The sequence below is a fragment of the Amycolatopsis sp. NPDC006131 genome (assembly GCF_040614175.1).
GTDB classification, from domain to species: Bacteria; Actinomycetota; Actinomycetes; order Mycobacteriales; family Pseudonocardiaceae; genus Amycolatopsis_E; species Amycolatopsis_E tucumanensis.
In genome coordinates this window covers 31,125-52,939 of record NZ_JBEXTX010000041.1, presented here as the reverse complement: position 1 = coordinate 52,939, position 21,815 = coordinate 31,125, and the positions used below count along the sequence as shown (strand labels likewise).

The 21,815-nt window shown below is 71.9% G+C and carries 23 protein-coding genes; 13 read left to right on the top strand and 10 right to left on the bottom strand.

Features of this window, described 5'->3' with window-relative positions:
* Window positions 1–17 precede the first annotated feature (17 nt).
* Complete coding sequence (locus ABZ215_RS21725) at window positions 18–533, bottom strand: hypothetical protein (RefSeq protein ID WP_237339413.1); 516 nt, start codon at window positions 531–533, stop codon at window positions 18–20.
* Window positions 534–703: 170 nt separating this feature from the next.
* Here ABZ215_RS21725 and ABZ215_RS21720 point away from each other — a divergent pair, with 170 nt between their 5' ends.
* The 6 genes from ABZ215_RS21720 to ABZ215_RS21695 all read left to right on the top strand — a co-directional run bounded on the left by ABZ215_RS21720 (window position 704) and on the right by ABZ215_RS21695 (window position 5,725).
* A complete protein-coding gene (locus tag ABZ215_RS21720) occupies window positions 704–1,255 on the top strand; it encodes a sigma-70 family RNA polymerase sigma factor (protein WP_027936516.1) in 552 nt (183 codons plus the stop codon).
* A 5-nt stretch (window positions 1,256–1,260) separates the two neighbouring features.
* Complete coding sequence (locus tag ABZ215_RS21715) at window positions 1,261–1,950, top strand: zf-HC2 domain-containing protein (protein WP_354951119.1); 690 nt, start codon at window positions 1,261–1,263, stop codon at window positions 1,948–1,950.
* Between the two features lie 165 nt (window positions 1,951–2,115).
* Window positions 2,116–3,525, top strand: a complete 1,410-nt coding sequence (locus ABZ215_RS21710; RefSeq protein WP_354951117.1) for a DUF1996 domain-containing protein — start codon at window positions 2,116–2,118, stop codon at window positions 3,523–3,525.
* A 75-nt stretch (window positions 3,526–3,600) separates the two neighbouring features.
* On the top strand, window positions 3,601–4,479 hold the full coding sequence (locus ABZ215_RS21705) for an SCO0930 family lipoprotein (protein WP_354951115.1): 879 nt from the start codon (window positions 3,601–3,603) through the stop codon (window positions 4,477–4,479).
* Window positions 4,480–4,502: 23 nt separating this feature from the next.
* Window positions 4,503–5,054 carry a sigma-70 family RNA polymerase sigma factor gene (locus tag ABZ215_RS21700; protein ID WP_354951113.1) on the top strand — a complete coding sequence of 184 codons (552 nt, stop codon included), beginning with the start codon at window positions 4,503–4,505 and terminating at the stop codon, window positions 5,052–5,054.
* Window positions 5,051–5,725 (top strand): anti-sigma factor, encoded by a 675-nt coding sequence (locus tag ABZ215_RS21695; protein ID WP_354713048.1) that lies wholly within the window; start codon window positions 5,051–5,053, stop codon window positions 5,723–5,725. The genes ABZ215_RS21700 and ABZ215_RS21695 overlap by 4 nt, the downstream gene beginning before the upstream one ends.
* A 178-nt stretch (window positions 5,726–5,903) precedes the next feature.
* Here the strand turns inward: ABZ215_RS21695 and ABZ215_RS21690 are convergent, their stop codons facing one another.
* Window positions 5,904–6,323: a hypothetical protein gene (locus ABZ215_RS21690; RefSeq protein ID WP_354951111.1), complete on the bottom strand. Its 420-nt coding sequence runs from the start codon at window positions 6,321–6,323 to the stop codon at window positions 5,904–5,906.
* Between the two features lie 82 nt (window positions 6,324–6,405).
* On the opposite strand from ABZ215_RS21690, the gene ABZ215_RS21685 reads away from it, so the two are divergent.
* Genes ABZ215_RS21685 through ABZ215_RS21660 form a run of 6 tightly spaced genes read left to right on the top strand, consistent with a single transcriptional unit; the run spans window position 6,406 to window position 10,503 of the window.
* The gene (locus tag ABZ215_RS21685; RefSeq protein ID WP_017983685.1) at window positions 6,406–7,083 is read left to right on the top strand and encodes a response regulator transcription factor; all 678 of its coding nucleotides are present in this window, start codon (window positions 6,406–6,408) and stop codon (window positions 7,081–7,083) included.
* Window positions 7,080–8,219, top strand: a complete 1,140-nt coding sequence (locus ABZ215_RS21680) for a HAMP domain-containing sensor histidine kinase (RefSeq protein WP_354713047.1) — start codon at window positions 7,080–7,082, stop codon at window positions 8,217–8,219. Before ABZ215_RS21685 ends, ABZ215_RS21680 begins: the two co-directional genes overlap by 4 nt.
* 15 nt (window positions 8,220–8,234) lie before the next feature.
* Window positions 8,235–9,047, top strand: coding sequence for an aldo/keto reductase (locus tag ABZ215_RS21675; protein ID WP_354951109.1), 813 nt, complete (start codon window positions 8,235–8,237; stop codon window positions 9,045–9,047).
* A 58-nt stretch (window positions 9,048–9,105) separates the two neighbouring features.
* The gene (locus ABZ215_RS21670) at window positions 9,106–9,534 is read left to right on the top strand and encodes a MarR family transcriptional regulator (RefSeq protein ID WP_020422393.1); all 429 of its coding nucleotides are present in this window, start codon (window positions 9,106–9,108) and stop codon (window positions 9,532–9,534) included.
* 58 nt (window positions 9,535–9,592) lie between these two features.
* A complete protein-coding gene (locus ABZ215_RS21665; protein WP_354951107.1) occupies window positions 9,593–10,177 on the top strand; it encodes an LLM class flavin-dependent oxidoreductase in 585 nt (194 codons plus the stop codon).
* Entirely contained in the window at window positions 10,090–10,503 is a 414-nt protein-coding gene (locus ABZ215_RS21660) for a hypothetical protein (protein ID WP_354951134.1), read from the top strand. Before ABZ215_RS21665 ends, ABZ215_RS21660 begins: the two co-directional genes overlap by 88 nt.
* 1 nt (window position 10,504) lies before the next feature.
* Here ABZ215_RS21660 and ABZ215_RS21655 read toward each other — a convergent pair whose 3' ends face one another.
* The 6 genes from ABZ215_RS21655 to ABZ215_RS21630 form a co-directional block, all read right to left on the bottom strand.
* Complete coding sequence (locus tag ABZ215_RS21655) at window positions 10,505–11,398, bottom strand: helix-turn-helix transcriptional regulator (protein ID WP_354951105.1); 894 nt, start codon at window positions 11,396–11,398, stop codon at window positions 10,505–10,507.
* A gap of 82 nt (window positions 11,399–11,480) precedes the next feature.
* A complete protein-coding gene (locus tag ABZ215_RS21650; RefSeq protein WP_354951103.1) occupies window positions 11,481–12,284 on the bottom strand; it encodes an SDR family oxidoreductase in 804 nt (267 codons plus the stop codon).
* A 422-nt stretch (window positions 12,285–12,706) separates the two neighbouring features.
* Entirely contained in the window at window positions 12,707–13,486 is a 780-nt protein-coding gene (locus ABZ215_RS21645) for an alpha/beta hydrolase (RefSeq protein ID WP_354951101.1), read from the bottom strand.
* Window positions 13,487–13,497: 11 nt separating this feature from the next.
* The gene (locus ABZ215_RS21640) at window positions 13,498–14,676 is read right to left on the bottom strand and encodes a hypothetical protein (protein ID WP_354951099.1); all 1,179 of its coding nucleotides are present in this window, start codon (window positions 14,674–14,676) and stop codon (window positions 13,498–13,500) included.
* Between the two features lie 5 nt (window positions 14,677–14,681).
* Complete coding sequence (locus ABZ215_RS21635) at window positions 14,682–15,560, bottom strand: nitrilase family protein (protein WP_354951097.1); 879 nt, start codon at window positions 15,558–15,560, stop codon at window positions 14,682–14,684.
* Window positions 15,561–15,573: 13 nt separating this feature from the next.
* Window positions 15,574–16,824, bottom strand: a complete 1,251-nt coding sequence (locus ABZ215_RS21630) for an amidase (RefSeq protein WP_354951094.1) — start codon at window positions 16,822–16,824, stop codon at window positions 15,574–15,576.
* A 197-nt stretch (window positions 16,825–17,021) separates the two neighbouring features.
* On the opposite strand from ABZ215_RS21630, the gene ABZ215_RS21625 reads away from it, so the two are divergent.
* The gene (locus ABZ215_RS21625; protein WP_354951092.1) at window positions 17,022–18,032 is read left to right on the top strand and encodes a LacI family DNA-binding transcriptional regulator; all 1,011 of its coding nucleotides are present in this window, start codon (window positions 17,022–17,024) and stop codon (window positions 18,030–18,032) included.
* Between the two features lie 37 nt (window positions 18,033–18,069).
* Here ABZ215_RS21625 and ABZ215_RS21620 read toward each other — a convergent pair whose 3' ends face one another.
* Both ABZ215_RS21620 and ABZ215_RS21615 read right to left on the bottom strand, forming a co-directional pair.
* Entirely contained in the window at window positions 18,070–20,178 is a 2,109-nt protein-coding gene (locus ABZ215_RS21620) for a 3-hydroxyacyl-CoA dehydrogenase NAD-binding domain-containing protein (protein ID WP_354951090.1), read from the bottom strand.
* The gene (locus ABZ215_RS21615; RefSeq protein WP_354951132.1) at window positions 20,175–21,365 is read right to left on the bottom strand and encodes a thiolase family protein; all 1,191 of its coding nucleotides are present in this window, start codon (window positions 21,363–21,365) and stop codon (window positions 20,175–20,177) included. Before ABZ215_RS21615 ends, ABZ215_RS21620 begins: the two co-directional genes overlap by 4 nt.
* Window positions 21,366–21,815 lie beyond the last annotated feature (450 nt).

The following is a 21,815-nucleotide window of genomic DNA, read 5'->3' as shown; positions in this document are numbered from 1 at the left end:
TCAGGGTCAGGAATCGTCTAGAGGCCGAACGCATCAGTTCGTCCCGGATCGCTCGCGGCCTGCACTTTGTTCCCGTCCGGGGTGACCGGGAACCACGCGTCGCCCGATCTCATCCCGCCCGTTTCGCCGGGCATTTCGTCGGGCCGGTAGCGGTACAGCGGGTGCCCGGCGAGCGTCACCTGGTCCGTGCCGTCGGCCCGGGTGAGGGATCCGACGAGCGCCGGGTCGATGCCGCGCAGCTGCTGCGCCGCGGTCGCGGGTACGGGCTGCCACGTCCGGGTGCACGCGCTGTCACACGCGGACCGCGGCGGGGCGGTGGTGTCCTTGTCGTAGCGGTACAAGGTGAATCCCGCGCCGTCGACCACGATGCGGCCGAGGTCGAAGGCGCGCACGGCGTTGAGCGCCGGCGCGGCCTCCGCCGCGGGAACGGACTGCGGCGGCAGCGGCGCGGGGGAGCCGGTGTCGCACGCGGTGATCACCGCGAGGACCACGCAACCGGTGGCCAGCGGTGTCAGCGCAGGGGATCGGGGCACGTCGGGACGCCTTCCTGGAATCCACAGTGGACGGAAAAGGTCCGGGTCGCGGGGGATCGGCCCGGGAACTGTCAGCGGGGTATACGACGGCGGCGCGGAAGCGGTTCAAAGAATTTTTCCGCGAATTTCGCACTGGACTCCGCGACCGGAATACCGCAAAGATGTCCGCCGTGGGACGCCACAGCCGAATTCTCCGCACCGTGGTCGAGCCGGTGCCCGACGCGGGCCAGGACGACGACCTGGCCACCGCCCTCTACCGGGAGTTCGGCCGCCCCCTGCTCGCGTTCGTGATCACCCTGACCGGGGGTGACCGTCTGTGGGCCGAGGACGTCGTGCAGGAGACCCTGATCAGGGCCTGGCGCAACGCCGACAAGCTCGACCGGGAGCCGGAGATGCTGCGGGCGTGGCTGCACACCGTGGCCCGCCGCATCGTGATCGACGGCTGGCGCAGCCGCCGCGCGCGGCCCCAGGAGGTCGAGGAGCCCGACGCGAACTCCGTCGGGGTGCCGGACGAATCGGACAGGACCCTGGCCGCGATGATGCTGTACGAAGCACTGCAGACCCTGTCCGCGGAGCACCGGGAGGCGGTCCTGCAGACCTACCTGCACGGCCGCACGGTCAACGAGGCGGCCGAGACGCTCGGTGTGCCGCCGGGGACCGTGAAGTCCCGGATCTACCACGCCGTGCGGGCGTTGCGCCGCTCGTTGCGGGAGCGGGGGTGAGCGGCATGGGCAAACCGGCGCACACCGACATCGCCGCCTACGTGCTGGGTGTGCTGGACGACGACGACAACGCGGCGTTCGAGGCGCACCTGCTGGACTGCCCGAACTGCCAGCTCGACCTCCTGGAGATGCACGAGCTGCCGGACCTGCTCGACGAGATCCGCCGCTACTGGCCGGAACCGCCGGTTCCCGCGCCGCGGGTGCTGGCGCCGATGCTCGACGAGGTCGCCGCGATCCGCCGCCGCCGCACCCTGGTGCGCCGGGTGCTGGCCGTCGCGGCTCTGCTGCTGATCATCGCCGGGCCGCTGGTGACGCTGGCCGTCGTCCCGTCGCAGGCCCCGGCGCCGGTCGCGGCCAGTACACCGCCACCCCCGCCGCCACCGTCGTCGCCGGGCGCGAGCCGGTTCACCGGCAGTGAGACCGGCCAGGCGCTGCGCACCGAGGTGCTGGTGATGCCGACCAGCTGGGGCGCCGCGGTCCGGCTCGACCTGACCGGCGTCGCCGGCCCGCTGCGCTGCCACCTCGTCGCCGTCGACTGGAGCGGGCACGAGGAGACCGTCGCGAGCTGGACGGTGCCCGCCGGCGCGGTGGACCCGTTGCTCATCTCCGGCGGCACCGCGTTCGGTCCAGGGGACATCGAAAAGTTCCAGATCCGCACCGAGTCCGGCGCGGTGCTCGCCAGCATCGAGCGCTGAGCAGTCATTATAACGACGCGATAACGCGCGGATCGCGTTTTGAACTCGGCGGGCGCGACGTACGTATCCCCCTGTGACGGGCTCGGGGGAGCCGTTTCGTCCCAATCCCACGCCACAACCCGGCGCGCGCGTGCGCCGCCGGGCTGATTCGAGGTGAGCACATCCATGGCTCGAAACGAAGGCCGGCACCGCGTCGCACGCCGGACCAAGATCGCGACCCTCGCGGTCGGACTGGCGCTCGCGGCCGCGAGCGTCACCGTCGCCACCACCGCGGGCGACACCGGTCAGGCCGGCGCCGACGAGGTCGACCCGGCGTTCTTCGTCGACATCACCACGGTCGCCCCGAACGTGACCGAGGTGCGGCCGAACCGCCGCGCCTCCACCGGCACGTTCACGGTCGACTGCGGCCGCAACGAGAACGGCCACTACAACCCCGACAACTTCATCGCGCAGCCGGGCGTGCGCAACGGCGCCCAGCACCTGCACGACTACGTCGGCAACCTCTCCACCAACGCCGACTCCACCAACGAGAGCCTGCTGCGCGCCGGGACCACCTGCCGCAACGGGGACAAGTCCGCCTACTTCTGGCCGGTGGTGCGGATCGACCGCGAGGACGCCGAGGAGGCCAACCCGCCCGAGGACGAGGCCGAGCTCGACGCCCAGCGCGCCGAGGCCGAGCAGACCGAGGACGTCGCGCAGGTCGAGTGCCCGGACGTGGCCAGTCAGCTCGCCGAGGTCCCCGAGCACGCGATGGCGGCCGTGGACACCGAGCTGGACGCGCTGGACCAGCAGGAGGCGGCCGCCGACGAGCGGATCGCGGCCGACCCCGCCGCTGAGGCGGCTGTACTGGAACCCTTGCGGCAACAGCGATCGGCGAGCCTGGACCGCATCAGCCAGGCGACCGGGCAGCCCGTCGACCCCGCACAGGCCACCTGCGCGGTCGAGGACGCCCAGCGGCAGGGAATCCCCAACGGCGACGAGAACAGCGACGGCGACGACGCCGAACAGCCGCCTGCCGACGACAACAGCGAGATCGGCCGCAACGACGGGGAGATCCAGCTGCCCGAGTCGGTGAACATCACCTTCCGCGGCAGCCCGGTGGGCCCGGTGCGGGCCATGCCGAAGTTCCTGCGCGTGCTCTACGGCGACGCCAAGCAGGGCACGAACGGCCCGCGCAACGCCCGCGCCAGCTGGACGTGCACCGGGTTCGAGGACCGGCTCATCGACAAGTACCCGATCTGCCCGGAAGGCAGCAAAGTCGAGCGCATCCACGACTTCCCGAGCTGCTGGGACGGCCGCAACATCGACAGCGCCAACCACCGCGACCACATCGTCTTCCCCGAGGCGAACGGCCGGTGCAAGCGCGGGTTCGTGGCCGTGCCGCAGCTGCGCATCACGCTGGTCTACGACATCCCGCGCGACGTCCAGGTCGCCGGACAGTACAAAGTGGACTCCTTCCCCGAGGAGAGCCACAACCCGCGGTCCGACCACGACGACTTCGCCAACGTGATGTCGCAACGGATCATGAACCGCCTCGTGTGGTGCATCAACCGCGGCCGCACCTGCAGCGAGTGAAAGAAGTCTGAACCGCGCGGCGGCGGCGGACGTGTGCATTGCGCCGGAAGCGAATTCCCCGAGAAGGAGACGACCATGACCGCGCGCATCGTCCTGCCCGCCGCCGCACTCGCCGGACTCGCCCTGCTCACCGCGTGCGGTCAGGGCGAGCCCGGCCCGGCCGCCGGCCCGGTCGCGATCCAGCAGGCGGCCGCCGTCCAGCCGGCCGTGGGGCTGGTCGCGTCCGACGTCGACGGGCTCGGCCCGGTCCTCACCGATTCCAACGGCCTGACCCTCTACCGCTTCGACCGCGACACCGCGCGGCCGCCCAAGTCGGCCTGCGCAGGCGACTGCGCCACCACGTGGCCGCCGGTGATCGCGACCGGCGCGGTGGACGTGCGCGGGGTCGACGCGAAGCTCGTCGGCACGGTCGCGCGCGCCGACGGCACCCAGCAGGTCACGGTCAACGGCTGGCCGGTCTACCGCTACGCCAAGGACACCGTGGCCGGCGAGGCCAAGGGCCAGGGCGTCGGCGGCACCTGGGCGGCGATCACGCCGACCGGGGCGAAGGCCGCCACCCCGGAGACCGCGATCCGCACCACGAACATCCCCGGCCTGGACACCGTCCTCACCGACGGCGACGGCCGCACGATCTACCTGTTCACCAAGGACGGCAAGAACCCGCCGAAGACCACGTGCGAGGGCCAGTGCGCCACCACCTGGCCGCCGGTCATGGCGCGCGGGGAGACCCGCATCGAGGGCGTCGACCCGGAGCTGGTCGGCACGGTCACCCGGCCGGACGGGACCGAGCAGGTCACCGTCGGCGGCTGGCCGGTCTACACCTACGCCCAGGACACCGCGCCCGGCCAGGCGAACGGCCACACCGTCGGCGGCACCTGGTTCGCCATCGAGACCAACGGCTGCAAGGTCGCCGCGGAGAAGAAACCACTCGCGGCCGCGCCGAGCAGTTACTGATCCCCAGCGAGGAGTGAGTGCGGATGCCGGTGCTACGCGCCGCGAAACGGACGGCGGTCGCCGACGAGGCCCTGATCCGGACGCTGTACGAGGAGCACGGGCGGGCGCTGCTCGCCTACGCCGCCCGGCTCACCGGCGACCACGCCGCGGCCGAGGACGCCGTGCAGGAAACCCTGGTGCGGGCGTGGCGGCATCCGGACACCCTCGTCAACGGCAAGGGTTCGGTGCGCGGCTGGCTGCTGACGGTGGTGCGCAACATCGTCACCGACCGGTTCCGCGCGAAGGCCGCCCGGCCGGCGGAGGTCGCGGAGGCACCCGCGGCGCCGCCGGTCGCGGCCGACCACTCCGACGCGGTGCTGAACTCGATGGTCGTGCTCGACGCGATGGACCGGCTGTCGCCGGAGCACCGGGACGTGCTGACCGAGATCTACTTCCGCGGCCGCAGCGTCGCCGAGGCGGCGGAGACCCTCGGGGTCCCGCCGGGCACGGTGAAGTCGCGGTCGTACTACGCGCTCAGAGCGATGCGCCAGACGTTCGGCGGCCGCGGGGCCGCGGTCGGAGAGGTGGCCGGATGACGATCCACGATCCCGGAGCGCTCGCCGCCTACCTGCTCGAAGCGCTCGAGCACGAGGAGATGCGAGCGATGCAGCGGCACCTGAACTCCTGCCGTCGTTGCCAGGCCGAGGTGGCGTCCCTGCGGATGGCGCGGGCGGCGCTGGAGGTCGTCCCGCCGGAGGCGATGCTGGACGGGCCGCCCGACGGCGGGGACCTGCTGCTGCAGCGCACGCTCGGCCAGGTCCGCCGCGAACGCGACTCGCGGGTGCGGCGGAACCGGCTGGTGGCCGGGGTGGCGGCGGTCGCGGTGGCGGTCGCGCTGGGCGCCGGCGGCGTGGTGCTGGGCCGGACGACGGCGCCGCCTACGGTGACCGCGCAGGAGCCGGGCACGCGAACGGTGTCCGGCACGGACGCGGCGACCGGCGCGACGATGTCCGTGGCGGTCCGGCCTGCCGCCGGATGGGTCCGGCTGACGGCGTCCGTGGGCGGCATCCCGGCGGGCCAGAAGTGCCGGCTGGTGGTGGTCGCCCGCGACGGTTCGCGCGTCGAGGCGGGCAGCTGGCTGGTGTCCCCGGCCGGCGAGCGGGAGGGGACTTCGCTGGACGGCTTCGCTTTGGTGGCGCCCACCGAGGTGGCCGCGGTAGCGGTGGAAACCCTCGACGGGCGGCGGTTCGTGGAGGTGCCGCTCTAGATCAAAGCGCGGTGCCGCGATCGGTGCCGTTCCGCCGACCGCTCGGATGCAGCGCCCTCGCCGCGGCGCGCGCCGCGAACTCCCGGCTGGTCCGGCGCGCAGGCGCGGGCTTCCCGCCGAACGGTGTCCGGCCGATGTGCGCGGCGCGGCCAGCCGACCGCACCTGGCCCGCGGAAACTCAACCCGCCCGCGTGTAGACCAGTTCGAAGTCCAGTTCCCAGTCGCCGCCCGGATCCTGCTTCTCCCACGCGCCGTCGATCCGGTCGCCGTCCGCGGAGAACACCCCGGTGAACCGCTGCGCGAAATGCAGTGGCGTGAAGTCCGCGGTCTCCCGCAGCAGCGTCCACCGCGCGCCGTCGAAGGTCATCGTGTACAGGCGGGCCACCCCGCGCGAGTCGAAGTAGTGCTGGGTGTACCCGCCGTCCCGCGCTGGGCCCACCAGCGACAGGCTGTCCGGCACCTCCGGCAGCGGCACCTCGGTGCGCTGCGCCAGGTACGCGCCGTCCAGGATCCACTCGAACACCGACCGCGCGGGCGGCGCGCCGGGGAACCCGACCTCGACCGTCCACTCGCCGACGAAGATCTCCAGACCGCTCATCCGGGCCACCCCCAGCCAGTCGCGAAGAGCCAGGATACCGCCGCCCAGGTAACTCTCAGGAAACTGTGGCACGGTTGTCTGCGTGCGAATTCTGGTTGTCGAGGACGAGGCGCCGCTGGCGGACGCGATCGCGCGCGGGCTGCGCCGGGAAGGCATGGCGGTCGACGTCGCCCTCACCGGCGACGAGGGGCACGAGAAGGCGAGCATCACACGCTACGACGTGGTGCTGCTCGACCGCGACCTGCCCGGGATGTCCGGCGACGAGCTGTGCCGCCAGATCGTCTCCTCCGACGAGCTGACCCGCGTCCTCATGCTGACCGCGAGCGGCACGGTCTCCGACCGCGTCGAGGGCCTGTCCCTCGGCGCCGACGACTACCTGGCCAAGCCGTTCGCCTTCCCGGAGCTGGTCGCCCGCGTCCGCGCGCTCGGCCGTCGCGCCACCCCGGCCGCGCCGCCGCTGCTCACGGTCGGCGACGTCGAGCTCGACCCGGCCAAGCGCACGGTCCGCCGCGCGAGCGGCCCGGTCGACCTGACCCGCAAGGAGTTCGGCGTCCTGGAGGTCCTGATGTCCGCCAAGGGCGCGGTCGTCAGCAGCGAGGAGCTGCTCGAGCGCGTGTGGGACGAGAACGCCGACCCGTTCACCACGACCGTGCGGGTGACGGTGATGACCCTGCGCAAGAAGCTGGGCGAACCTGGGATCATCGAGACCGTGGTGGGATCCGGGTACCGGGCACGCGACACCGGCCCCGCGAAGGGGTGAGTTCGCGCTCGACACGCACGCCGGTGCGCAGCCTGCGGGCGCGCATCACGCTGCTCGCGACCGGGCTGGCGGCCGGCGTGAGCCTTGTGCTGCTCTGGCTGGCCTGGACGCTGGTCGGCGACGCCGTGGCCGCGGTGCCGCAGATGCCGCCGGGCACGGTCGTGCGCGTCGACGGCGTGGACGTGGACGCCGCCGCGCTGGCCACGCACCTGCGGGACCACGCGCGGGACAAGATGCTGCTCGCCGGGACCATCGCGTTCTGCTGCGTGGTGCTGGCCACCGCGATCCTGGCGTGGACGTTCACCTCGCGCGTGCTGCGCCCGCTGCGCGACATCACCGGCACCGCGCGGCGGTTGTCGGTCGAGTCGCTGGGCGAGCGCATCGGCGAGGTCGACGCGCGCGGTGAGCTGGCCGAGCTGGCGCAGACCTTCGACGCGATGCTCGACCGGCTGCAGTCGGCGTTCGAGGCGCAGCGGCACTTCGTCGCCAACGCCAGTCACGAGCTGCGCACCCCACTGTCGGTGATCCGCACCGAACTGGACGTCACGCTCGCCGACGACCGGGCCGACGCCGCCGAGCTGCGCCGCATGGCCGGTGTGGTGCGGGACGCGACCGAGCGGGCCAACCAGCTCGTCGGGTCGCTGCTGCTGCTCGCCCGCACCGACGGCGCCGGGCTGGTGGTGACCGAGCCGGTCGACCTCGCCGCGCTGGTCGCGAGCGCGTGGCGGGCCGTGTCCGGGGAGGCCGACCAGCGCGGCCTCAAGACCACCTTCCACGTCGAGCCGGCCTGGACCACCGGCGATCCCGCGCTGCTCGAGCGCATCGCGGGCAACCTGCTGGAGAACGCGGTGCGGCACAACGTCGACGCCGGCTGGATCGAGGTCACCACCCAGGCCGGGGAGCAGTGGTCGACGCTGCGGGTGCGGTCCTCCGGCGGGCTGGTCGACCCGCAGACGGTGGACGAGCTGTTCGAGCCGTTCCGCCGCGCGGGCGTGGCGCGCACCGCCCGCCACGGCGCGGGTCTCGGGTTGTCGATCGTGCGCGCGGCGGTCGAGGCGCACGACGGGCTGGTCGCCGCGGAACCGGTGGTCGGCGGCGGGCTGGCCGTCACCGTCCGGCTGCCCGCGACCCGCTGAGTTACGGTGCTGGGCATGGTCCCTTCCCTCCGGTTGAACAACGAGATCGAGCTGCCCGCACTCGGGTTCGGGGTGTACAAGCTGCCCGACGACGAGGTCGAGTCGGTGATGCACGTGGCGATGGAGGCCGGCTACCGCAGCTTCGACACGGCGACCCTCTACGGCAATGAGCGCGGCGTCGGCGCTGCGGTGCGGTCGTCCGGCCTGCCGCGCGAGGAGTTGTTCGTCACCACGAAGCTGTGGAACACCGAGCACGGCTACGACCGGGCGCTGAAGGCGTTCGACGGCAGCCTGGAGCTGCTCGGGCTCGACTACGTCGACCTGTACCTCATCCACTGGCCGGTGCCGGGGCAGGACCGCTACGTGGAGACGTGGCGCGCGCTGGAGAAGATCCTCGCCGACGGCAGGGCCCGCGCGATCGGCGTGTCCAACTTCCAGATCCCGCACCTGGAACGGCTGATGGCCGAGACCGAGGTCGTGCCCGCGGTCAACCAGGTCGAGCTGCACCCCGGACTGCAGCAGGCGGCGCTGCGCGGCTTCCACGAGGAGCACGGCATCGTGACCGAGGCGTGGAGCCCGCTCGCTCGCGGCAGGCAGCTGGACCACGAGGTGATCACCACGATCGCCCGCAAGCACGGCAAGACCCCGGCGCAGGTGGTGCTGCGCTGGCACATCGAGATGGGCCACATGGTCATCCCGAAGTCGGCCACCCCGAGCCGCATCCGGGAGAACATCGACATCTTCGACTTCGAGCTGGACTCGCACGACATCGCCGGGATGGCGACGCTGGAGGCCGGTGACCGCCACGGCCCCCACCCCGATGCCTGAGGTAATTCGCACCACGAACTGTTAACCTGGTGGAATGCCCGCACAGGATGACGGCCGGATGGGGATCGTGACCGCCCTGGTGCGGTCCACGTTCCTGGTGAACGCGGTGTATTCCGAATCGGCCAGGGAGTACGGCATCACGATGCCGCAGGGGCAGCTGCTGTGCGTGCTGATGGCGCGGCCCTACGGCATGACCGAGCTGGGCGCGGTGCTGCGGCTGGCGAAGTCGAGCCTCACCGGGCTGGTCGACCGCACCGAACGCAACGGCCTGGTCCGCCGCGAGCCGGATCCGCGCGACACCAGGGCGGTTCTGGTCGCGCTCACGCCGGAGGGGAAGCGGCTGGCGGGGGAGTTCTACGCGGAGACCTGCCGCCGGATCGAACAGCTTCCCGCGGGGCTCGACGCGGCCGACCGCGACCGGCTCGCGGGCCTGCTCGGCCGGGTCGTGACGGACAACGAGGTGCCCCCGGTCTTCCTGGACCGCTGACCCTTGCAGTTCGTACTGCGAACCATTATTGTTCGTAGTACGAACTGGAGGGATCATCATGACTGCACCTGACGTGGTTTTCGGGTTCGGCGCGCACACCGGCGTCGACGAGGTGACCGACCTGCTGCGCATGGTCCGGCGAGCGGACGCCGACGGGCTCGACCTGGTCTCGCTGTCCGACCACCCCTACTTCGGGAGCCGCCTGGACGCCTACGCGACCATCGGGTTCCTGCTGGGGAACACCGAGCGCATCGCGGGTTTCGCCAACGTCACCAACCTGCCGCTGCGGCCCCCGGCGATGCTGGCCAGGGCGGTGACGACCCTGTCGGCGCTGTCCGGTGGCCGGGTCGTGCTCGGGGTGGGCGCGGGCGGGCTCCCGGACCGGATCGCCGACATGGGCGGGCCGCGGTTCACCCCGGGCGAGGCGGTGGAGGCCTTCGAGGAGGCGATCCTGCTGGTCAAGAGCCTGGCCGGGGGTGGAGAGCCGGTGACCCACGAGGGACGGCACTACCGGGTGCGCGGCATCGAGCCCGCGCCGGTGGCCGCGCCGCCGGTGTGGACCGGGTCGGTCGGCGGAAGTCGCTCGCCGCGACCGGCCGCGCGGCCGACGGCTGGCTGCCCGGCCACGCGGCGGACTGGCTGAGCGAGCGGTACCGCACGTCGCGGCCGGTGATCGACGAGGCGGCGTCCGCGGCAGGGCGCGACCCGAGCGAGGTCCGGACAATCCTGAACTTCCCCGGCCGCATCACCGACAAGCCGCTGGCGAAGACGCGGGACGACGAGGGCCGCTGGATCGGCGGGTCCGTGGACCAGTGGGTCGAGGAGCTGACCTCGGGCGTCCTCGAGCACGGGATGTCCGGCTTCATCCTGTTCCCGCCGGGCCACGCCGCCCACGACGACATCTCCCTCGGCCGCTGGGCCCGGGAGATCGTGCCCGCTGTCCGGGAGACGATCGCCAAGGAGGCCTAGGCTACGGCGACTCCGGCTGGGTTTGCCTGCGCTCCGACCGCGGGTGCCCAAGGCCGGCCGCCCACGACGCCAGCAGGGCAAGGCCGTCCGCGGTCGCCGTGCCGGCGGGCGCGGTGTAGACGTTCAGGAGCAGGCCGGGTTCGGCAGGCATCTCCATCGACTCGACGTCCAGGTCGAGCCGGCCCACTACCGGGTGGCGCAGGCGCTTGCGCCCGGACCGGTGGTGCCGGACGTCCTGGGATGCCCACCGCTGCCGGAAGAGCTCGCTGCGCGCCGACAATTCACCGACCAGGGCGATCAGCTCCTCGTCGTGCGGATCGCGGCCGGCTTCCATGCGCAGCTTCGCAGCCACGTCGCAGGCGATCCGGTCGTAGTCGACGAAGAACGTTTTCGCCGCGCCGGGGGCCAGGTACACGAACCGCGCGGTGTTCGCCGGCCGTCGCGGGTCGGCCAGCACCGGTGAATACAGCGCGCGGGCGAGGTGATTCATGGCCAGCACGTCATAACGGCCAGTGCAAATCCAAGCCGGCGCATCGGTGATGGCGTCGAGCACCTGCTGAAGGGCCGGGCGCACTGTCACGGCGGGTCGCCGGCGGCGTGGACCCTTGGACTGCCGCGCGAGGTGGAACAGGTGATCGCGCTCGGCCTCGTCGAGTTGCAAGGCAGAGGCCAACGCGTCGAGCACCCCGTCGGAGGCGCCGGTGAGGCTGCCGCGCTCCATGCGCACGTAGTAGTCGACCGACACCCGCGCCAGCAGAGCCACCTCTTCGCGGCGCAGACCTTCGACCCGGCGGTTGCCGCCGTAGGCGGGCAGTCCGGCCCGCTCCGGCGTGATTCGCGCGCGACGCGAGCTCAGGAATTCCTTGATCTCGGTGCGCAGATCGATCGTGGCCACGCCTTGACCGTAGGCCCTGTCTGCGGGCGGAGGGAGGTTCTGCTGGTACCCCCGTCGAGGCCCGGGGCCGCCGGCAAAACGCCTACGTACCCGTTGCGGTCGTGGCGATGCCGCCGTCGACCGGGACGATGGCGCCCGTCAGGTAAGACCCGGCGCGGCTGGCGAGGAACACGGCGACGCCTGCCATGTCGTCGTCGCGGCCGAGCCGGCGCAGTGGGGCCTTCGCGGTGATCTTGTCGCCGATGGCGTCGAGCGTGGCCGCCATCATCTGCGACGGGAACACTCCTGGGGCCACCGCGTTCACCGTGACGTGCTGGGGGCCCAGTTCCCTGGCGAGCACCCTGGTGAGTTGGTGGAGCGCGGCTTTGCTGCCGGCGTACGAGTAGTTGGGCGACTCGGCGACGTGGATGGCGGCGATACTGCCGATGTTGATGATCCGCGCGGGATCGTCGGCGGTGCCCGCCCGGCGAAGTGCGGGGAGCAGCGCCTGCACCAGCCAGAACGGCGACTTGAGGTTGAGGTCGATCACCGCGTCCCAGGCCTCGGCCGGGAACGTCTCCAGCGGCTCGCGCCACATCGCTCCCGCGTTGTTGACGAGGATGTCCAGGCGATCCGAGTCGCCTTCGACGAGATCAGCGAGGCGCTGACACTCGTCGTACCTGGACAGGTCGGCGGGGAATGCTCGGACGTCGCCGAATTCGGAGAGTCGATGCTGTGCCTCCGTGCACGCGTTGGTGTTGCGTGAGCTGATGACGACGCGGGCGCCCGCCTGCAGCAGGCCCCGCGCGATCATCATCCCGATGCCCCTGGTGCCACCAGTGACAAGTGCGTACTTCCCACTCAGATCGAAGAGATCCGCGTGGGTGGTGAACTGGTCGTCCGCCATGGGTCTTCGTCCCCTTTGTCGTGGAAGCATGCGGCCGGCTGGGAGCCGGCTCAACCAAAGTGGCACGCGTCCTGGACGTCCGGGAGACCCTGGTGATGCAGGTACTGTGAGACCCCCTCGCCTAGGAAGTGTCCTCCCGTTCCGGGCGGGTGAATCGGACTCGCCGGTCCCGCATCGCCTGCCGGGTCGAGAGATGCGGCCTGGCAGGTGAGCAGCACCCGCGTCGGTGACCCGCGCCCATCCATCGCAAGATGGATCTTCGTGCTCAATCTGGCCGCGGGACCGGCCGGGTCCTTCCCCATCGACCGCGAGCGCCTCGAGCCCGGGCGCGCAGCCCTCTTTTCCGGGCGCCAGCAGCATGCTGGTGCGCCTGCCGCCGCCGACCAAGGACCTGGCCCCTCGCCTCACCAAGGGGCGCAGTCCTAGGGTCGGATCGCCGCCGCGAGGTGTTTCGCCAGCACCTCCGGTGCCTGGGCGTGCGCGAGGTGCCCCTGCCCGGGCATGACCATCCGCCGGGCCTGGGGCAGCGCCCGCTCGAACACCGCGAAGGCCGTGCCGTACGGTTCGGCTCCCTCGTTCAGCTCGCCCAGCAGCAACGTGACCGGCACGTCGAGGTCGTGGTAGCGGTCGAAGGCCGGCTCGTGCGCGTTCAGCGCGGCGAGTTCGGCCGCGAGCGGATGGGCCAGCGGGCGCAGCACCGGCCACACCGGACTCTCCCGCAGCTCGGCCACGTACTCTGCGGAGAACCCGGACACGTCGCGGTTCACGATCTCCACCGCGCGGTCCAGATCGCCCTCGGCCGCCCGCAACGACTCCAGCGCGTGGACACCGAACGGGCTCGACACCGGTTCGTAAGCCACCACCGACCGCAGATCCCGCCGCCGCACCGCGGCCTCCAGCGCGATCAGCCCGCCGTAGCTCCAGCCGAACAGTTCCACGTCGCCGCCGAGGGTGTCCAGCACGTGGTGCAGGTCGTCGATCTCGGTGCGCAGCGAGTACCCGTCGCCGAGCGGGCCGCTGGGCGCCCGGCCGCGCCGGTTCAGCACGACGACCGGGTTCGGCAGCGCGAGGGCGTCGACGACCGGCCGCCAGGACGCGGCGTCGGCCATCACGCCGGGCACCACGACCACCGGCGGCCCGTCACCGTCGCGCCGCTCGGCGGTCAGCGTCGTGCCGTCGCGGTCGAACCGCAGGATCTCCATCGGTTTTCCTTTCACAGAACGATGTCCAGCAGGGGAACGAGGACGCCGGTGCACACCGTCATGGCGAACATGTTGCCCGCGCAGGGATGCACGCCGAGCGGGATGCGCCGGGACGCGAACGCGGCCAGCGGGGGAGCGGCCAGCGCCCCGAGCACTGCGCCGCTCAGCACGGCGGGCCACGTCGGCCCGTAGGTGAGCACCACCGCGGGCGCGACGGACACCACCGGCACGAAAGTCGGGTACCAGCCGTGCCGCGCCCACTGGCGCCGGTACACCAGCACGCCGAGCGTGGCGGTGAGCACCTGCGCGGTGAGCAGGGCGGGTAGCAGACCGCTGCCGTACACCGGGGTCAGCGGGTTGAGCAGGTAGGTCAGCACCGTTCCGGCGAGCAGTCCGAGCGAGGCGATCTCGTTGCCGTGGAAGGGCGCCTCGGTGAAGTCGGCGAGCACGCGCCGCACCACCCAGACCGGCCCTTGCCGCGGCACGGTGCGTTCCGCCGCGGGCGGCGGGACCGGCCGCGGGAGCCACGGCAGGCGGCGGCACAGCGGGAACGCGATCAGCGCGCTGACCCACATCGCGGTCACCGACCCCAGCACCGCGGGCTGCCCCAGTGGCACGCACACGAAGTTGACCAGCAGCAACGCGGCGGGCGTGGTCAACGCGGCGCCGAGCACGGCACCGGTGGCGGCGACCCGCCACCCCGCGCCGTAGGTCAGGACCACCATGGGCGGCACCGACACGAACGCCACGAACGTCGGCTGCCACGCGCCGGTCGCGGGGATCGTCCACCCCCAGGCCAGGTTGGACAGCAGCAGCCCGAGCAGGGCCGCGGCGGTGACCCACGGCCACAGCCCGCTGCCCCCGCTGACCGCGAACCCGGCCCAGCGGCGGCCGCGCCGCCATCCGACGTGCGCGATCCAGCCACCGGCCAGCAGGCCGACCCCGCCGAGCGCGGACTTGTAGAACTGCGCCTCGGTGGCGTCGCCCAGGACCCAGCGCAGGAACTGCGGGATGTGGTGGTAGGCCTGCTCCTGCCACTCGTCGTAGGCGGACAGGACGTGCGGCAGCGAACCGGTGACGCGGGCCAGCAGCAGGGCGATGCCCGCGGTGACCCCGAACAGCGCGGCGCCGGCCAGCCAGCGGCCGAGCGCACCGGCGGGCTTCGTCGCCCGGCGGGTCGTGGTGAGCACCGGGATCACCGCGGGTAGGCCTGGCCGCCGCGGTACCCCAGCAGCGGATCGTAGAGGTCGGTGCGGCGGTCTCGTGGCAGGTCGTTGAGCTCGTTCCAGATCGCCGCCGACCGGGTGGCCATCAGGTCGAGTCCGCTGTAGACGATCGTGTCGCCCTCGGGGGCGGCGACCTCGAGGGCGGGCCAGCCGTTGGTGCCGGTGATCAGCGAGCACCCGAGGAACTTCGCGCCGCGCTCCTCGCCGACCCGGTTCGCCGCGACGATCGGCACACCGTTGACGTGCGAAGCGGTCATGGTCAGGTAGGCGGCCATGCACCGGCCGGCGTCGTCGAACAGCGGCGGCGGCGTCCACACCCAGTTGTTGACGCTGCAGATGACGTCCGCGCCCTGCACCGCGAGCAGGCGCGCGACCTCCGGGAACCAGATGTCCCAGCAGATCAGCAGGCCGATCCGGCCGATGCGGGTCTCGAACACCGGAAACCCGAGGTCGCCGGGGGTGAAGACGAGCTTCTCCTTGTGCCACAGGTGGGTTTTGCGGTAGTGCCCGATCAGCCCGTCCGGTCCGATGAGGACGGCGGTGTCGAACAGGCGCACCCCGTCGAGTTCGGTGATCCCGCCGACGAGGTGGATGCCGCGGCTGCGGGCGAGTTCGGTCCACGCCTGCACGGTCGGGCCGGTCAGCTCCTCGGCGTGCGCGTAGGCCTCCTCCCGGGTGGCGAAGGAGTAGCCGGTGTTGACCAGCTCGGGCAGCACGACCAGGTTCGCGCCCTGCTCGGCGGCCTCGGTGACCAGTTCGAGGGTCCGGGCGAGGTTCTTGTCCTTGTTCTCCAGCCCGACCTGCGGGTCGCACTGCACGGCAGCGGCGGTGATGGCGCTCGTCGACATTCGGCTGTTCCCTTCAGAGGTGTTCGGCGATCGTCAGGAGGTCGTGCTCGGAGCCGGGCGGGCCGACGAGCTGCAGTCCCACGGGCAGCTCACCGACGAGACCGGCGGGGACGGACAGGGCGGGCAGCCCGAGAACGCTCCACGGGCTGGTCAGCGACAGCAGCGCGGCTCGCACGTCGCCGACGTCGGAGGTGCGCGCATCGAGCGGCGGGGCGGGCAGCGGAGTCGTGGGCAGCGCGAGGATCCCGTGTTCCCGCAGCAGGTCCAGCACTCCGCCGCGGACCCGGTCGCGCAGCTCGCGGGCACGGACGTACTCCCAGCCGCGGACTTCGCCACCGGCCCGGAGGCGGTCGCGGACCTCGTCGCCGAACAGGTCCGGCCGGTCGGCGAGCCGCTCCGCGTGCACGGCATAGGCCTCGCTGCCCTGGATCGCCGCGTACGCGGCGCGGAGCGCTTCCGCTTGCGGGAGAACGACTTCGTCGAGATCACGCAGGCGCTCGCGGACGGTGGCGACCACCTCCGGCGCGGTCGGGTGGATTGTGTCCGGTGGCAGCCACGCGACACGGGATGTCTTGTTTCCGGGCTTGGCTCCACTCAGGACTGTCCACAGCAGACGCGCGTCGGCGGCCGTGCGGGCCAGCGGGCCGACGGTGTCCAGCGACGGCGCCAAGGGCAGGACGCCGTGTGTGCTGAGCGCGCCGTGCGTCGGCTTCAGGCCGACGATTCCGCAGCACGCGGCGGGGATCCGGACGGAGCCGCCGGTGTCGGTGCCGAGCGCGAGCGGGACGACGCCCGCGGCGACCGCCGCCGCCGAGCCGCTGCTCGACCCGCCGGTCATCCGGCCCGGGTCGTAGGGGTTGCGGGCCGGGCCGTTCGCGGCGCGGTCACCCGTCGGCCCGAACGCGATTTCGTGGGTGGCGGTCTTGCCGAGGACGATCGCGCCCGCCGCGCGGAGCCGTCGCACGCAGTCTGCGTCCGCAGTGGCGACGTGGTCCGTGAACTGGCGGGAACCGGCGGTGGTCGGCAGCCCGCGCACGTCGATCACGTCCTTGACCGCGACCGGGACGCCGTGCAAAGGCCCGCGGTCGACGCCCGCCGCCAGCTCGCGCCCCGCCTGGTCGGCAACGGCCCGGGCGCCGGCCTTGTCCACGGTGACGAACGCGTTGATCACCGGCTCCCACCGGGCGAGTTCGGCGAGCGCGGTCTCGACCAGGTCACGTGGCGTGAGCCGTCCGGCGCGCAGGTCCGCGGCGAGGCCCGCCACGGGGCGGTGCGCGAACTAGCCGGCGCCGGGTGGCGGGGCGAGCCTGGTCCCGAGGGATGACGACACGGTGTTCCTCTCCTTGCGCAAACGTTTGGGTCCGTGTTGCTGGTGTACCCAAACGTTTGGGAAAATCGTTTGGGTAGTATCAAGGAGCGCGGGAGCCGCCGTCAAGGGGTGGCCGGGCGGAAGGCTGGGAAGTGGGTCGAGCGGAGCGCAAGCGGCCGGCCACGCTGCGGACCATCGCGCAGAGCGCCGGGGTCGACATCTCCACGGTGTCCCGCGTGCTCAACGGGTCGCCGGAGGACGCCGCGCGCGCCGCATCCCGGGAGACCGCCGACGCGATCCGGGAGTGGGCGGCCCGGCTGGACTACCGGCCGAACCCGCACGCGAAGAGCCTGCGCACCCAGCGCAGCAACCTCGTCGGGGTGCTGGTGCCGCGGCTGTCCGACGTCGTCCTCGCGACGATCTACGAGGGCATCGAGGACGCGGCGGCGGGGCACGGGCTGGCGACGTTCGTGATGAACAGCCACGACCGGCCTGCCGAGCAGCGGGCGCGCACCGAGCTGGCGCTGTCGCGCCGTGTGGACGGCCTCATCCTGGGCGACGCGCACCACGACGGGGAGTTCACCGGCGAGCTGGCCGAGCGGCGCGTGCCGTTCGTGCTGGTCAGCCGCCACGCGGGCGGGCACCCGTCGGTCACCTGCGACGACTACCGCGGCGGCAGGCTGGTCGCGGAGCACTTCCTGGAGCTGGGGCACCGGCGGGCCGGGGTGATCGCCGGGGAGCCGTTCGCGAGCACCGGCATCGACCGGACGGCCGGGTTCGCCGACCGGTACCGCGAGGAGGGTCTCGAGGTCGCGACTGTCCACTCCGGATTCGACACCGTCGGCGGCCACCGGGCGGCCGAGCGGCTCCTGGCGGAGACCGGGCCGACGGCCATCTTCGCCGTCAACGACTTCGCGGCGATCGGCGCACTCGGCGCGGTGCGGGACGCCGGCCTGCGCCCCGGGGCCGACGTCGCGGTGGCGGGTTTCAACGACACCCCGCTGGCCGCCGAACTGCCGGTCCCGCTGACCAGCGTCCGCTCCCCGATGCACGAAATGGGGCGGCGCGCGCTCGAACTGCTGATCACCGTCCTCAACGGACAGTCACCGGAGTCGGAGCGCCTGGAGCCGGAGTTGTTTGTCCGGGCCTCCACCGCGCGCTGACGGCCCCCTCGCCCGAGGGGACCGCCAGGTCACGCTGTCAGGCCGGCACCGAGGCCACGCCCGGCGCCAGGAACGGCTTGCCGGTCACCTTCTGCGACACGCCCGTCCGGTCGAGGTACGGCGTGATGCCGCCGAGCCAGAACGGCCAGCCCGCGCCGAGGATCAGGCACAGGTCGATGTCCTGCGCCTCCGCGACCACGCCCTCGTCGAGCATGATCCGGATCTCCTCGGCGATCGCGGCCAGCGCCCGCTCGCGCAGCTGCTCCGCGGTCGAGGGCCGGTCGCCCTGCTGCCACAGCGCCGCGACCTCCGGGTCGACGCTCGGGTTGCCCTTGTCGTCCCACTGCCACACCGCGGTCTTGCCCGACGCGACGAACTTCTTCAGGTTCTCGCTCACCGGGAACCGCTCCGGGAACGCGGCGTGCAGCGTCTCGCCGACGTGTAGCGCGATCGCCGGGCCGACCAGCTGCATCAGCGTCAGCGGCGACATCGGCAGGCCCAGCGGCTCCAGCGCGCGGTCGGCCACGTCGAACGGGGTGCCCTCGTCGACCGCGGTCAGCACCTCGCCGAGGAAGCGCAGCAGCAGCCGGTTCACCACGAACGCCGGGGCGTCCTTGACCAGCACGCTGGACTTCTTGAGCTGCTTGCCGACCGCGAACGCCGTCGCCAGCGCCGCGTCGTCGGTCTGCTCGCCGCGCACGATCTCCAGCAGCGGCAGCACGGCCACCGGGTTGAAGAAGTGGAACCCGACGACCCGCTCCGGGTGCTGCAGCTTCGACGCCATCTCCGACACCGACAGCGACGAGGTGTTCGTCGCCAGGATCGCCTCGGGCTTGACGTAGTTCTCCAGGTCGCCGAAGACCTGCTGCTTGACGCCCATCTCCTCGAACACGGCCTCGATCACGAAGTCCGCGTCCGCGAAGGCCGCCTTGTCCAGCGAACCGCTGACCAGCGCCTTGAGCCGGTTCGCCTCGTCCGGCGAGATCCGCTTCTTGCCGAGCAGCTTGTCGATCTCACCGTGCACATAGGACACGCCCTTGTCGACGCGCGCCTGGTCCACGTCGGTCAGCACGACCGGAACCTTCAGGCGCCGCACGAACAGCAGCGCCAGCTGGCTCGCCATCAGGCCCGCGCCGACCACGCCGACCTTGGTCACCTTGCGCGCCAGCGACTTGTCCGGCGCGCCGGCCGGGCGCTTGGCGCGCTTGTTGACCAGGTTGAACGAGTACAGCCCGGCGCGCAGCGTGTCGTCCATCAGCAGCTGCGCCAGCGCCTGCGTCTCGGCCGCGTAGCCTGCGTCGAGATCGTTGGCGCGGGCCAGTTCGAGCAGTTCGACGGCCTTGGTCGCGCCCGGCGACGCGCCCTTGGTCTTGCCGTCCACAATGGCCTTGGCGCGGGCGATCGCCGCGTCCCAGCCGGCGCCGCGGTCGATCTCCTTGCGCTGCGGAGTGACCTGGCCGTTGACGACCTTCGCCAGCCACAGCAGCGACTGCTCCAGGAAGTCCGCGCTGCCCAGCAGCTCGTCGACGATGCCCAGCTGCGCGGCCTGCGCCGGCTTGAGCATCTTGTTCTGGTTCAGCGCGTTCTCGATGATCACGGTGACCGCCGCGTCCGGGCCGATCAGGTTCGGCAGCAGCTGCGTGCCGCCCCAGCCGGGGAACAGACCGAGGAACACCTCGGGGAACGAGATCGCCGCGGCGGACTCCGACAGCGTGCGGTAGTGGCAGGACAGGGCCAGTTCGAGCCCGCCGCCCATGACCGCGCCGTTGACGAACGCGAAGGTCGGGATCGCCGAGTCGGTGAGGCGGCGGAACACCGCGTGCCCGGTTTCGGCGATCTCGTGCGCCAGGTTCGGGTCGCTGATCGCCTCGACGCCGGACAGGTCCGCGCCGACGGCGAAGATGAACGGCTTGCCGGTGACCGCGATGGCCGCCGGTTCCGCGGCGAACGCCTCGTCCAGCGCGGCGTTCAGGCTCACCAGGCCCTGCGGGCCGAACGTGGACGGGCGGGTGTGGTCGTGCCCGTTGTCCAGGGTGATCAGCGCGACCTGCTTGTCCAGGCCGGGCACCCGGATCAGGCGCGTGGTGGCGCGGGTGACCACCTCGTCCGGGAAGGCGGCCTTGGCCTGCTCAACCGTGAACGTCACTTGTCACTCCCGTCGTACGCAGGGTTCTCCCAGATCACGGTGCCGCCCATGCCGAGGCCGATGCACATCGTGGTGATGCCGTAGCGGACCTCGGGGTGCTCGGCGAACTGGCGGGCCAGCTGGGTCATCAGCCGCACGCCGGAGGAGGCCAGCGGGTGGCCGCAGGCGATCGCGCCGCCCCACGGGTTGACGCGCGGGTCGGTCTGCTCGATGCCGAAGTGGTCCAGGAAGGCCAGGACCTGCACGGCGAACGCCTCGTTGATCTCGAACAGGCCGATGTCGTCGATGGACAGCCCGGTCCGCTTGAGCAGCTTCTCGGTGGCAGGCACCGGGCCGACGCCCATGACCTCGGGGTCGACGCCGGCGAAGGAGTAGCCGACCATCCGCATCGCGACGGGCAGGCCCAGCTCGCGGGCGGTCTCCTCGTCGGCGAGGATCGCACCGGTCGCGCCGTCGTTCAGGCCCGCGGCGTTGCCCGCGGTGACCCGGCCGTGCGGGCGGAACGGGGTCTTCAGGTTCGCCAGGGTTTCCACGGTGGTGCCCGGGCGGGGCGGCTCGTCCTCGGTGGCCAGGCCCCAGCCCAGCTCGGAGCGGATCGCGACCGGGACGACCTCGGGGCCGATCTTGCCGGCCTTGACGGCGTCGGCGTAGCGCTCCTGGCTCTGCGCGGCGTACTCGTCCGCGCGGCGCTTGGTGATGGCCGGGAAGCGGTCGTGCAGGTTCTCCGCGGTCTGGCCCATGACGAGCGCGGACGGGTCGACGAGCTTGTCGGCGACGATGCGCGGGTTGGGGTCGACCCCTTCGCCCATCGGGTGGCGGCCCATGTGCTCGACACCGCCCGCGATGGCGATGTCATAGGCGCCGAAGCCGATGCCGCCCGCGACGGTGGTGACCGCGGTCATCGCGCCGGCGCACATGCGGTCGATCGCGTAGCCGGGGACCGAGCGCGGCAGACCGGCCAGGAGGGCGGCCGTGCGGCCGATCGTCAGGCCCTGGTCGCCGGTCTGGGTCGTGGCGGCGATGGCGACGTCGTCCACCCGCTCCGGCGGCAGTTCCGGATGGCGGCGCAGCAGTTCGCGGATGACCTTGACCACGAGGTCGTCGGCCCTGGTGTTGGCGTAGATGCCCTTCTCACCCGCCTTGCCGAACGGGGTGCGGACCCCCTCGACGAAGGCCACGGTGCGCACCGCCCGCGCGGTCGGCGCAAGGGGGGTTGCAGCCACGATGTGCTCCCTCTGTCAGCTCTGGGACCGCCGGTTACCCGGCGGTAATGACGCCACTCTAGCCCTGGTTACCGATGGGTAACCAGTGTGGTGGGTAGGACCACCTTTTCGAGCGGCGGACGTCGGCGCCCGGGAGGTCGCCTTGGAGGTCTGAGGCTTGGCCGGTCCGCTCCCGTTTGGCGGCTCGCCACTAGTGCTGGGTGGCGAGGTGCACACGATAGTCTCAGGCATCGCAGTCGCGAAGTAAAGTCGCCTACGATATCAAATGGTATAGATCTCTCGCCACAAGTCGAAACATCAATTTTGATACTGACACGCAAACCTGCAACGCAGACGACGGTAGGGTTTTGACGATGAGCATGAAAACTGCGACCAGGTTCGATTACCTCTTGGGAAAGATACTTCGCGCGGAAG